The 12,307-nt window shown below is 67.8% G+C and carries 10 protein-coding genes; 2 read left to right on the forward strand and 8 right to left on the reverse strand.

Features of this window, described 5'->3' with window-relative positions:
* Positions 1-30: 30 nt before the first annotated feature.
* The 7 genes from P5F91_RS15130 to P5F91_RS15160 form a co-directional block, all read right to left on the reverse strand.
* Positions 31-861 (reverse strand): ABC transporter permease subunit, encoded by an 831-nt coding sequence (locus P5F91_RS15130; RefSeq protein ID WP_277907536.1) that lies wholly within the window; start codon positions 859-861, stop codon positions 31-33.
* Entirely contained in the window at positions 858-1,769 is a 912-nt protein-coding gene (locus P5F91_RS15135; protein WP_277907884.1) for an ABC transporter permease subunit, read from the reverse strand. The genes P5F91_RS15130 and P5F91_RS15135 overlap by 4 nt, the downstream gene beginning before the upstream one ends.
* Before the next feature lie 97 nt (positions 1,770-1,866).
* The gene (locus tag P5F91_RS15140; RefSeq protein ID WP_145609752.1) at positions 1,867-2,994 is read right to left on the reverse strand and encodes an ABC transporter ATP-binding protein; all 1,128 of its coding nucleotides are present in this window, start codon (positions 2,992-2,994) and stop codon (positions 1,867-1,869) included.
* Positions 2,995-3,357: 363 nt separating this feature from the next.
* Positions 3,358-4,440: a polyamine ABC transporter substrate-binding protein gene (locus P5F91_RS15145; RefSeq protein ID WP_145609183.1), complete on the reverse strand. Its 1,083-nt coding sequence runs from the start codon at positions 4,438-4,440 to the stop codon at positions 3,358-3,360.
* 205 nt (positions 4,441-4,645) lie between these two features.
* Complete coding sequence (locus tag P5F91_RS15150; RefSeq protein ID WP_277907537.1) at positions 4,646-6,469, reverse strand: monovalent cation:proton antiporter-2 (CPA2) family protein; 1,824 nt, start codon at positions 6,467-6,469, stop codon at positions 4,646-4,648.
* Between the two features lie 118 nt (positions 6,470-6,587).
* Positions 6,588-7,760, reverse strand: a complete 1,173-nt coding sequence (locus P5F91_RS15155) for a glutathionylspermidine synthase family protein (protein WP_277907538.1) — start codon at positions 7,758-7,760, stop codon at positions 6,588-6,590.
* 14 nt (positions 7,761-7,774) lie between these two features.
* Entirely contained in the window at positions 7,775-8,056 is a 282-nt protein-coding gene (locus P5F91_RS15160) for a hypothetical protein (protein ID WP_186454573.1), read from the reverse strand.
* 284 nt (positions 8,057-8,340) lie between these two features.
* Here P5F91_RS15160 and P5F91_RS15165 point away from each other — a divergent pair, with 284 nt between their 5' ends.
* Together P5F91_RS15165 and P5F91_RS15170 are read left to right on the forward strand one after the other, a co-directional pair.
* On the forward strand, positions 8,341-8,826 hold the full coding sequence (locus tag P5F91_RS15165; RefSeq protein WP_277907540.1) for a GNAT family N-acetyltransferase: 486 nt from the start codon (positions 8,341-8,343) through the stop codon (positions 8,824-8,826).
* A gap of 139 nt (positions 8,827-8,965) precedes the next feature.
* Positions 8,966-10,651: a methyl-accepting chemotaxis protein gene (locus P5F91_RS15170; RefSeq protein WP_145609178.1), complete on the forward strand. Its 1,686-nt coding sequence runs from the start codon at positions 8,966-8,968 to the stop codon at positions 10,649-10,651.
* A 135-nt stretch (positions 10,652-10,786) separates the two neighbouring features.
* Here P5F91_RS15170 and P5F91_RS15175 read toward each other — a convergent pair whose 3' ends face one another.
* Positions 10,787-12,127 carry a glutamine synthetase family protein gene (locus tag P5F91_RS15175; RefSeq protein WP_277907885.1) on the reverse strand — a complete coding sequence of 447 codons (1,341 nt, stop codon included), beginning with the start codon at positions 12,125-12,127 and terminating at the stop codon, positions 10,787-10,789.
* Positions 12,128-12,307: the final 180 nt, after the last annotated feature.

Below are 12,307 nucleotides of genomic sequence, written 5' to 3' on the forward strand. Positions count from 1 at the left end.
GGCTGGCAATCAGCGCTTTGGATGAGAGGGTTAGACCCGTCCCGCCTGGCATTCCTCACGCTCGCGGATGCGGGCGCGGCGGGCCTCCAGAAAACCCGCCAGGCCGATGCCGGTGGCGACCACCGCCACCACGATGGTGGCCAGCGCGTTGATCTCCGGCTTCAGGCCCAGACGGATGGAGGAGAAGACGATCATCGGCAGGGTGGTGGAACCCGGGCCGGAGACGAAGCTGGTGATGACCAGATCGTCCAGCGACAGGGTGAAGGCCAGCAGCCAGCCCGAAACGATGGCCGGGGCGATGATGGGCAGGGTGATGACGAAGAACACCTTGGCCGGACGCGCGCCCAGGTCCATCGCCGCCTCCTCCAGCGAGGCGTCCATGCTGACCAGGCGCGACTGGATGACCACGGCCACGAAGGACATGGTGAAGGTGATGTGCGCCAGGATGATGGTCAGCACCCCACGTCCCGCCGGCCAGCCGATCAGCTGTTCCGCGCTGACGAACAGCAGCAGCAGCGCCAGGCCCATGATGACCTCGGGCATGACCAGGGGGGCGGAGATCATGCCGGCGAACAGGGCCCGGCCGCGGAAGGCACCGAAGCGGGCCAGCATCAGGCCGGCCACCGTGCCCAGCACCACGGCCCCGCAGGCGGTGGCGAAGGCGATGCGCAGCGACAGCCACGCCGCCTCCAGCATCTGCCCGTCCTCGATCAGCTCGTGGTACCAGCGCAGCGAAGCGCCGGTCCAGACGGTCAGCGAGCGGTTGTCGTTGAAGGAATAGACCACGAGAAGCACGATGGGCAGGTACAGGAAGGCCAGGCCCACGCCCAGCAAGACCATCGGCAGGCGGGACTTTTTCATCGGGCGGCCCCCTTGTCCTGGTCGCGGCCCTGGAAGTGCTGGAAGATCATGATGGGGCCCACCAGGAAGGCCAGCAGGGCGATGGCGACGGCGGAAGCCGAGGGCCAGTCACGGCTGTTGAAGAACAGGTTCCACAGCTCACGCCCGATCATCAGCGTATCGGATCCGCCCAGCAGCGAGGGGATGACGAACTCACCCACCGCCGGGATGAACACCAGCAGCGAGCCCGCGACGATGCCCGGCAGCGACAGCGGCAGGGTGATGGTCAGGAAGGACTTCCACGGCCGGGCGCCCAGGTCCGCCGCCGCCTCCAGCAGCGTGTGGTCCATCTTCTCCAGCGTCGCGTACAGCGGCAGGATCATGAAGGGCAGGTAGGAATAGGTGATGCCGATATAAACCGCGAGGTCCGTGTACAGGATCTTCAGCGGCTCATGGATGATGCCGAGGCTGAGCAGCAGGTTGTTCAGCAGCCCCTCGTCCTTCAGGATGCTCATCCACGCGTAGACGCGGATGAGGAAGCTGGTCCAGAACGGCAGGATGATCAGCATCAGCAGCGGCCCGCGCCGTTTTTCCGGCGCCGTGGCGATGGCGTAGGCCATGGGGTAGCCGATGAAAAGGCAGCACAGCGTCGAGACGAAGGCGATCTTCAGCGAGTTCAAATAGGCCAGCAGGTACAGGTCGTCATCGAACAGCGCCTGGAAACCGCTGAAGCGGACGTGCACGTCCAGCCCGCCGTCCACCCACTCGATCAGCTTGGTGAAGGGCGGGATGCCCACCGCCGGCTCCGCCACGCTGATCTTGAGCACGATCAGGAAGGGGATGAAGAAGAACAGGACCAGCCAGGCGTAGGGGCCCAGGATCACGCCCCCCCGGCCGGTGAGGCCCAGGCGTCGGGTGACGCGCAGCACGCGGTCCTTGAGGGTGCGCGGCGCCACAGGCGGCAGGATGCCGGACGGCTGCGGTGCGGCGGAAGGCGACGGTACGGCCAAGGCGGGTCCCCTTCCCTCAGTCCGTCAGGACGACGCCGGCGAACGGGCGCCAGCTCAGCCAGACCTCATCGTCCCAGGTGATGGGCAGCTCGGTCCGCCGGGTCACGTTGGGCGCCGTCGCCCGCACGCGCTTACCGGAGGCCAGGTCGATCTGGTAAATGGAAATGTCGCCCAGATAGGCGATCTCGCGCACCACGCCGCGCGTCACGTTCCGGCCACCGTCGGCCTCCGCCGGCTTTTCCTTGGTGATGCTGACCTTCTCCGGCCGGATGGCGACCCAGCAGTGGCTGCCCGCCGCCAGATGGGCGGTGTGCGTGACATAGAGGTCGCAGCCGGCCTCCACCGAGCGGATGAGGGAGTGGTCGGGCTCCGATTCCACGATGTTGCCCTCGAACATGTTCACCGACCCGATGAACTCCGCCGTGAAGCGGCTGTTGGGGTATTCGTAGATCTCGGTGGGCGTGCCCACCTGGGCGATGGCGCCATGGTCCATGACCGCGATGCGGGTGGACATGGTCATGGCCTCCTCCTGGTCGTGGGTCACGACCACGAAGGTGACGCCCAGCTTTTCCTGGATGTTCACCAGCTCGAACTGGGTCTGCTCGCGCAGGCGCTTGTCCAGGGCGCCCAGCGGCTCATCCAGCAGCAGCAGCTTGGGCTTCTTGACCAGGGAGCGGGCCAGCGCCACGCGCTGCCGCTGGCCGCCGGACAGCTGGTGCGGCTTGCGTTTGGCAAAGGGGGTGAGCTTCACCAGTTCCAGCATCTCCGCCACGCGGGTGCGGATTTCATCCTTGGGCACGCCGTCCTGGCGCAGGCCGAAGGCCACGTTGTTCTCCACCGTCATGTGGGGGAACAGGGCGTAGGACTGGAACATCATGTTGACCGGCCGGTCGTAGGGCGGGATGCCCGCCATGTCGACGCCGTCGATGAAGATGCGGCCCTCGGTCGGCTGCTCGAACCCCGCCAGCATGCGCAGCAGCGTCGTCTTGCCCGATCCCGACCCGCCCAGCAGCGAGAAGAATTCGCCCCGGTAGATCGACAGGCTGACATTGTCCACGGCCGTGAAGTCGCCGAAGCGCTTCGTCACCTTCTCGATCCGGATGTACGGCTTGGCGGCCGGATCATGCCAGGGCTCGAACTTCACGGCCGGTGATTTGGCGGCCGGCGATTTGCCAATGGGACCGGTGGCGGCCGGCCGGGGACGAGGGTCGGGGGCGTCGGACATGAGGCGGCGGATCACGATGTTGGAAGTGGGCCCGATGGCGGACGTCCGATGGGCGCTTCCTGAATGAGGGAACCGCCTGCCCGGAATAGCGTTCCGAACCTGCTGAATGCCAGGGCGCGCCCCCGCTGTCCACAGGAACTATGGGGTCTGCGGCCCTGGGCCGCGCGTTTTTTCGCAGGTGCGATTTCGCGCAAAAATGCCAGGAATGTGGGGCGGCCAAGGCTCAAGAAAAAGGGCGCCCCGGCAGGCGGCGCCCCTGTTCCCTGACCCCAGCCGGGCGGCCTAACGGCCGGTCTTGATGCGGGTCCAGGTGCGGTTGCGCTCCTGCTCTGCCCGCTGGGCCAACTGCTTGATGGTGAACAGCTTGTCCATCACGTCCTTGGGCGGATAGATGCGCGGGTTGTCCTTGATCTCCGGCTTCAGCAGGGGCAGCGAGGCCGGCACGGCGTTGGCGTAGGAGACGGCGTTGCTGATGCCGGCCATCACCTTGGGGTCCAGCATATAGTTGATGTAGGCGTAGGCCTCGGCCACGTTCGGCGCCCCGGCCGGGATGGCCAGGGTGTCGAACCACAGCTGGGCGCCTTCCTTCGGGATGGCGTAGTCGATCTTGACCTTGCCGCCGGAGCGGGCCTGCGCCTGCAGCACGTCGCCGGAATAGCCGATGGCGACACAGGCGTCGCCGCTGGCCAGCGGGTCGATGACGGACGGGACGAAGGTCTTGATGTAGGGGCGGATGCTGGACATCAGCTCGCCCGCCTTCTTCACGTCGTCCGACTTCTCGCTGCTGGGCGGCAAGCCCAGATAGTTGAGGACGGAGGGTAGGATGTCAGCCGGGCTGTCCAGCACGACGATGCCGCAGCTGGCCAGCTTCTTGGCGCTTTCCGGATCGAACACCTGCTTCCAGCTGTCGATGGTGGCGGTGCCCAGCGCCGCCTTCACCTTGTCCGGGTTGTAGCCGATGCCGACGGTGCCCCACTGGTAGATGGCGGCGTATTCGTTGCCCGGATCCACCTCCGCCAGGCGGGCCATCAGGACGGGGTCCAGGTTCTTCAGGTTGGGGATCTTGGACTTGTCCAGCTTCTGCACCGCTTGCGCCTGGATGAACTTGCGCAGGGTGGGCTGGGCCGTGGGGACGATGACGTCGTAGCCGGAATTGCCCGTCAGCAGCTTAGCTTCCAGGGTTTCCAGGTCGGTGTAGACGTCGTACTTGGTCTGGATGCCGGTGGCCTTGGTGAAATCGGCCAGCGTGGTCTCGCCGATGTAGTCGGTCCAGTTATAGACGTGGACCGTCTTGCTCTGCGCCCAGGCGGCACCGGCCACCGCCACCACCAATCCCGCCAGCAGCGGCACCAGCTTCTTTTTCATCCACTTCCCCGTTCTTGGAAATTGGCCGGGCCCCATCGGGCATCCCGTAGCAGGCCCTGGTCGGCGGCATTTGCACCCCATGCGACAGGCCCTGTCAAGCAGCGGGGACGGCCTGTCGCCTATTTGTACTACACCCTGCGCGCAGGTCCGCGCCCTGTGGGACAAGCTGCGGAAAATACTGGCACCTTTGCCCACCCGCCCGGCATCAGGTCGGCGTGCCCCGCGCCGCGATCTCCCGCGTCTCCGGTGTGAGCGGCCGCGCCTCCTTGCCGGCCTGGAACAGGGGCATGGGCTTGGGCTCCTTGGGCCGGAACTGGTTGAAGCCGGTCAGTTTGCCGCTGGCCTGTTCCAAGGCCACACGCTCCTGATCACGCCGCCGCACCTCATCCGCCGTCTCGCGCGCCTCTTCCTCGGACAACCCCAGGAATTCCAGCGCGCCCTGGCCGAAGGCCAATGCCGATTCCAGGGTTTCGCGCACCTGCAGGTCCACGCCCGCCGCGATCAGGTGCAGGGTGTGGCGGCGGTCGTAGGCGCGCACCAGCAGGCCGGCGTGGGGGAAGCTGGACTTCACCAGATCCACGATCTTGTTGGCGGTATCCTTGCCGTCCACGCACACCGCCACCGCCCGGGCCCGCCCGGCGCCGGACGCATGCAGCACGTCCAGGTTGGTGCCGTCGCCGTAATAGATCTGGAAGCCGAAGCTGGCGGCCGCCTGGATCATCTCCACATCCGTGTCGATGATGGTGACATCCAGTCCGCGCGCCAGCAGCGTCTGGCTGACCACCTGGCCGAAACGGCCGAAGCCGATGATCAGCACCGCGCCGTCGAGGCCATCCGGCCGCGCCAGGCCGGCGGTGTCCGGCGCCGGTTCGGGCAGCAGGCTCCACACCAGGCGCACGGTCATGGGCGTCAGCACCATGGACAGGATGACGGTGGCCGTCATGACGGCGTTGACCTGCCCATCTAGCACGCCGACGCCCATGCCGGCGCCATAAAGCACGAAGGCGAACTCGCCCCCCTGGGCAAACAGGGTGGTGCGCTGGATGGACTCCCGACCATCGGCGCCGGAGATGCGGGCCACGGCATAGATGCCGGCCGCCTTGGTGACGACGCAGCCCGCCAGCACCAGCAGCACCATGCGCCACTCCGCCGCCACCACCGACAGGTCCAGCGACATGCCCACCGCCATGAAGAACAGGCCCAACAGCAGACCGCGGAAGGGCTCGATATCCGCCTCCAGCTGGTGGCGGAAGCCGGAGCCGGACAGCAGCACCCCGGCCAGGAAAGCGCCCATGGCCATGGACAGGCCGCTGCTTTCCATCAGCAGGGCCGCCCCCAGCACCACGGCCAGCGCCGCCGCCGTCATGGCCTCACGCACCCGGGACCCGGCCAGCAGGCCGAACAGCGGGTTCAGCACCCAGCGCCCGGCCACGATGACCACGGCCACGGCGGCGGCGGCCACGGCCACACCCACCCAGCTGCCGCGCAGATCGTGGCTAGCCTCCGGCGCCAGCAGCGCAACGACGGCCAGCAGGGGCACCACCGACAAATCCTCCAGCAGCAGGATGGACATCGCGCGCTGACCGAAGGGGGTCGACATCTCCCCCTTCTCCTCCAGAGTCTGGATGATGGCGGCGGTGGAGGATTGGGCGAAGCCCATGGCGGCGACGAAGGCCACGGCGGGCGGAAAGCCGGCCAGCACGCCGGCGATGGTCATGAGCGCGCCGCAGACGGCCGCCTGCGCCACGCCCAGGCCGAAGATCTGGCGCCGCAGGGTCCACAGCTTGGCCGGCCGCATCTCCAGCCCGATGAGGAACAGGAACATGACGACGCCCAGCTCGGCGAAATGCAGCACCGCCGCCGGATCGGCCAGGATGCGGAAGCCGAAGGGGCCGATGGCCAAGCCGGCGGCCAGATACCCCAGGATGGCCCCGAAACCCAGCCGCTTGAACAGCGGGGCGGCCACGACGCCGGCGCCCAGCACGGCCACGATCTGCATCAGGTCGACGCCGGACGACGTGTCGGTCACGCGGGATACCCCCAAGCTTGCCCCAATGGTCCCCGCCCGAATGGTTCGGGGCCCGATGGGCTGGACCCTAACAAGGATGCGATGACCGGAGCAAGGCGGCCCCGGCCATCGCATCCGATTAGCGGAAGTAATGCGGTAAGAAGCGTGAGGTACCGGTGATGATGGGCCCTGGATCCTCGCGCACGCACAGGCCGGCGGCCTCGTCCCCCACCACCCAGGCGCCCAGCACCACATGCCGGCCGTCATCACGGGCCAAGTCCACCGCACGCTGGTAAACCACGGGCCCCTGGCCGTAGGCGCCGGGGGTGCGCACTACCTCCCGGCCGTCCCGCACCAGGCGGATGTTGGCGCCCTCGCGCGCCTGCATGGGCTTGGCGATCCAGTCCGGCCCCACGGCCTCGGCGGTGAAGCCGGCGGGCAGCAGGTTGGGATGGTCGGGGAACAGGTCCCACAGCACGGTCAGGATGGCCTTGTGCGACAGCAGCATCTTCCACGGCGGCTCCACCACCGTCAGGTTGGCGGTCGGGAGGTGGACGCCGAAGCGCTCCGCCGCCAGCCATTCCCAGGGATAGAGCTTGAACCACAGCGCCAGCGGCCGGCCCGCCGCGTCAACGAAGCGCGTCTTGTCCTTGTCCCAGCCCACCTGGGTGATGGGCAGGTGGGCGGCGTTCAGCCCTGCCTGACGCGCCGTGTCCACCAGGTACTCCACCGTCCGCAACTCCTCCTCATAGTCGGCGTAGGACGACAGGTGGACAAGGGCGCCGGATGGCTGGCGCCGGCCGATTTCCCGCCAGCGGGCGATCAGCCGCTCATGGATGGAATTGAACTGGTCGGCATCGGGCAGGACGTCGCGCAGCCAGAACCATTGCACCACCGCCGATTCGATCAGGGTGGTGGGCGTGTCGGCGTTGTATTCCAGCATCTTGGGTTCGGCCAGTTCCTCCCGGTCCGGGTTGAAGGCCAAATCGAAGCGGCCATAGAGGGCGGGGTCGTCCCGCCGCCAGCTGTCGATGACATAGGCACGGTAGGCCGGGCTGAGGCCGAAGCGGTCCATCAGGCGCGGCGTCGCCACCACGGCCGCCACCGCCTGCAGGCATAGCTGGTGCAGCGTGTTGGTCGCGGCCTCCAGCCTGTCGACCTCCCCGGCGGTGAAGGCGTAGGCGGCGGATTCATCCCACCACAGGCCGTCGGCCTCACTGCCGGGCGGCAGGCCCAGAGAGTGATAGGTCAGGCCCTGGGATTCGATACGGGCGATCCAGTCGGCCCGGGGGGTGAAGCGAACGCGTTCCATGATCGCGGGCCTCCCTACTCGCCACCGCCACCGCCACCGCCGCCGTGGCCGCCACCTCCCTCACCGCCACCCCCGCCGTGGGCGGCGGCGCTTTCGCCGAAACCACCGGTTTCAACGCCGCCGGACTTGGACCCGGCGACATAGCTCGCGCCCCCGCCATGGCCACCGCCGCCGGAACGGCAGTCCGCCTGCTGGTCCGCCTTGCAATCCTGATCATGCTTTGAATCACATCCGCTCAACGACAGCGTCGTCGCGGCGGCCAGGGCCGCCAACGTGATGTGGTGGCTGCGTTTCATGGATTTGGTTCCCAAAGGGTTGGCACCGGGGGTGCACCCGATCAGTCGGCTCACACTGAAAGCCCCTGCTTAACGGGGCATCCCCGCGCAGCGAAGGGTGCGCCGGCGCCGGTCCCGGCACCAATGGCACCGCGACATGTCAGGTCCTGCATAATTGTGCGAGACAGCGGTTTGGACGCGCATGCCGGGTGGTGCGCCCATCCCCCCTTGACGCCCCCCTTGACGCCGTGACGCCCATGGCGCACATGGCTTCGCCACTCCCCGTCCAACCCGGTGCCCATCCCATGCCTTGGCGTCCCATGACGGCGGCCGACCTGCCCCCCGCCTTCACCCTGGCCTGCCCCATCCATGTCGACTTCTTCGAGGCGCTGGACATCATGGCCGACAAGCTGGCGGCCTACCCCGCCGGCTGCCTGACGTTGGAGACGGCCAATGGCGGTATTTCCGGCTACGCGGTCAGCCACCCCTATGCGCGGGGCCGCGTGCCCAAGCTGAACCACCTGCTGGGCGGCCTGCCGGCGGACGCCGACATCTACTACATCCACGACATCGCCATCGACGCCGCCGCGCGCGGCAAGGGTCACGCCGAGATGGCGGTGGACTTGTTGGCGGCGCACGCGCGGAGTGCCGGCTTCCGCGAGATGCGGCTGCTGTCCGTCAATAATTCCGGGGCCTTTTGGCGGCGGCGCGGTTTCAGCCCCGCGCCGGATGAACAAGTGGACGTGTCGTCGTACGGCTCGGATGCCACTTATATGCGACGGGTTCTTTAAACCTTTCGCCCATAACGTGATGGCAACGATGTCAATATAGCAACGGTGCCTTGTCCAAGGTCCGGGTATAGCCAGCTGTTAGAGCGGCGGCGTTAAGCCGCACCCTTTTTCTGGGCCCCTTTCTGGTTGGTGGTAACCGATGTCATTCCTGAACGCGCTGCGCGGCATCAGCGGCCGCATCCTGCTCATTCCGCTGCTGGCCGTAATCGCGCTGGCGGCGCTGGGCGCCGTCACCGTCGTCACCTCCAGCCGGACCCTGATGGAGGAGCGGCAGGCGCGCGCCCGCGTGGCGGTGGAGGCGGCGATATCGCAAATCCAGACGCTGGAAGCCAAGGCGAAGGCGGGTGAAATGCCGGAGGACAAGGCCAAGGAGCTGGCCTTGGACCTGGCCCGCGCCTTCCGCTACGACGGCGACCACTACCTGATCATCCACGATGACACGGGCCTGACGCTGGCCAGCGGGCAAAGCCGCACACTGGAGGGCAAGCGCAACATGGACAGCGTCGACGCCAACGGCGTCCACTATGCCCAGGACCAGCTGCAGCGCGCCAAGGAGGGTGGCGGCTTCAGCTATTACGTTTGGCCGCCCAAGACGGGCGCGCCGCCGGCGCCCAAGGCCACCTACAACAAGCTGACCAGCGGCTGGGGCTGGGTCGTGTCCTCCGGCATCTACATCGACGACGTGGACGCGGCCGCCCGGGCCAGCGGCTATCGCACCGCCGGCACGGTGGGGCTGCTGGCGCTGGCGACCTTCGGCCTGGCCCTGTGGCTCAGCCGGGGCATCACCGGCCCCCTGCTGCGCCTGACCAATACCACCAACCGCCTGGCCGACGGCGATCTCAGCGTCACCGTGCCGGGCACCAGCCGCACGGATGAGATCGGCACCCTGGCCCAGGCGGTCAATGTGCTGCGCGACCGCTCGGCGGAGGCCGTGCACCTGCGCGAGCGCCAGGAAGGGATGAAGGAAGAGGCGGAGCGGGAGCGCAAGGCCGCCCTGGCCCGCCTGGCCGACGAGTTCGAGGGCAGCGTGAAGACGGTGGTGGACGGCATCGCCGCCGCCACGACCGAGATGGCGGCCAGCGCAGACGCCGCCACCACGGCCGCCGCCCGGGCGGAAGACCAGACCACCTCGGCCGCCGCGGCCGCGGAGCAGACCAGCGCCAACGTGGCCACCGTGGCCGCCGCGACGGATGAGCTGAGCGCCTCCATCCATGAGATCGCCCGCCAGATCACCCAGTCGTCGGAGATCGCGGCCGGCGCCGTGGCCGAAGTCGGCCGCACCAGCACCGCCATGGGCGACCTGGCGGCCTCGGCCGCGCGGGTGGGCGACATCGTGGCGCTGATCACCGGCATCGCCGGGCAGACCAACCTGCTGGCGCTGAACGCCACCATTGAGGCGGCACGGGCGGGTGAGGCCGGCAAGGGCTTCGCGGTAGTGGCGTCGGAGGTGAAGAACCTCGCGACCCAAACCGCCAAGGCGACGGAGGAGATCCAGGCCAAGGTGGCGGAAATCCAAGGTATGACGGATGCCGCCGTGGACGCCATCGCCGGCATCGGCCAGACCGTGAACCGCATGAACGAGATCACCGCCGCCGTGGCGGCGGCCGTTGAACAGCAGGGGGCCGCAACGGCGGAGATCGCCGGCAACGTCCAGCAGGCGGCCACCGGCACGCAGCAGGTCTCCGGCAACGTGACCGCCGCCCGCCAGGCGGTGACCGAAACCGGCCAGGTCGCCCACACCGTGCGCACCGCCGCCGGCGAATTGTCGGTGGAAGCCGAGCGCCTGCGCGGCCAGGTGCACGGCTTCCTGGCCAATATCCGCTAGGAAGCGAGACCAGCGGCAAGAGCGATCGCTCTTGCCGCTGTAGGCCCCGACGGGGGCCGCCGGAGATTGCCGGGGAGCGTCAGCGGACCGGACATCGAGGATGGCAAGCCGGCGGATGCCGGCGCCCGCAGGGCATCAAACATTGAGCAATAAATTCTCCCGCTCCCAACTGGAGATCACCTGCTGATAGGCGGCGTCCTCGGCTTGTTTCACCGCCGTGACGCAAGCGACGAAGCGCTCGCCGAAGATCTCCCGCAAGGGACGGCTGGCGTTCAGCTTGGCCAGGGCGTCGCCCTGGTGGCGGGGCAAGGTGAAGGCCAGGCGATGGGCGGTGCCCTTCACCGGCTCCGTGGGTTCCAATTCCTGCACCATACCCAGATAGCCGCAGGCCAGGCTGGCGGCGATGGCGAGGTAGGGGTTCGCGTCGGCGCCGGCCACGCGGTTCTCCACCCGCCGCGCCTCCGGCTGGCTCAGGGGCACGCGGAAACCGGTGGTGCGGTTGTCCCGCCCCCAATGGACGTTGATGGGCGCGTCCGACCCCTGCACCAGCCGGCGATAGCTGTTCACGTTGGGCGCCAGCAGGGGCATGGCGCTGGGCAGGTACTTCTGCAGGCCGGCGATATGGCTCATGAACAGGGGCGTGTCGCCGCCATCGGGATGGCCGAACAGGTTGCGCCCCGTTTTGGCGTCCACCAGCGACTGGTGGATGTGCATGGCGCTGCCCGGCTCATTCTGCATGGGCTTGGCCATGAAGGTGGCGTAGATGCCATGGCGGATGGCCGCCTCGCGCACCGTGCGCTTGAACAGGAAGACCTGGTCGGCCAGGCTCAGCGCGTCGCCGTGGTTGAAGTTGATCTCGATCTGGGCGGCACCGGCCTCATGGCTCATGGTATCGACGTCGATGTCCTGCTGCTCGCAGTAATCGTAGACCGCCTCGAAAATGGGATCGAACTCGTTGACCGCGTCGATGCCGAAGGCTTGGCGCCCGCTTTCCTGCCGGCCGGAGCGGCCAACCGGCGGGACCAGGGGATAGTCCGGGTCCTTGTTCACCGCCACCAGGAAGAATTCCAGCTCGGGCGCCACCAGGGGCTTCCAGCCGCGCTCGGCATAAAGCTCCAGCACGCGCTTCAGCACCCAGCGCGGGCTGATGTCCACGCTGGTGCCGTCGGCATAGACGCAATCGCAGATGACGGCGGCGGTGGGCGCCTCATACCAGGGAACGAAGCGCACGCTGCCCGGGTCAGGCAGCATGTAGACGTCGGAGTTTTCCGGGTTGGTGACGCTGTTGGGTGGCGTGTCGCCCGTCACGGTCTGGATGAACACGCTTTCGGGCAGGCGCAAACCGCGATCCCGCAGGATGCGCAGGAACTTTTCCGCCGGGACGATCTTGCCCCGGGCGATGCCCGACAGGTCGGGCACCAGGCACTCCACCTCGGTGATGCGGTTGCTGCGGATGAATTCTTCCAGGACGGCCATGGGGTCGTACACCTCGATATCGGGGATGGGACCGCCGCTCACGGGCGATCCGAACCGGACAAAATCGACAGGGACCGTCCCATCATATCGGGGCGGGAATGCGGCATGGCAGCGGCCAAAGCTGGCGGGAACCCTAGCGCTTGCGGCTTATGCCGAGGTGACAGCGCCCCCATCGGATGG

Source organism: Nitrospirillum amazonense (assembly GCF_029594735.1).
Classification (GTDB): Bacteria; Pseudomonadota; Alphaproteobacteria; order Azospirillales; family Azospirillaceae; genus Nitrospirillum; species Nitrospirillum amazonense.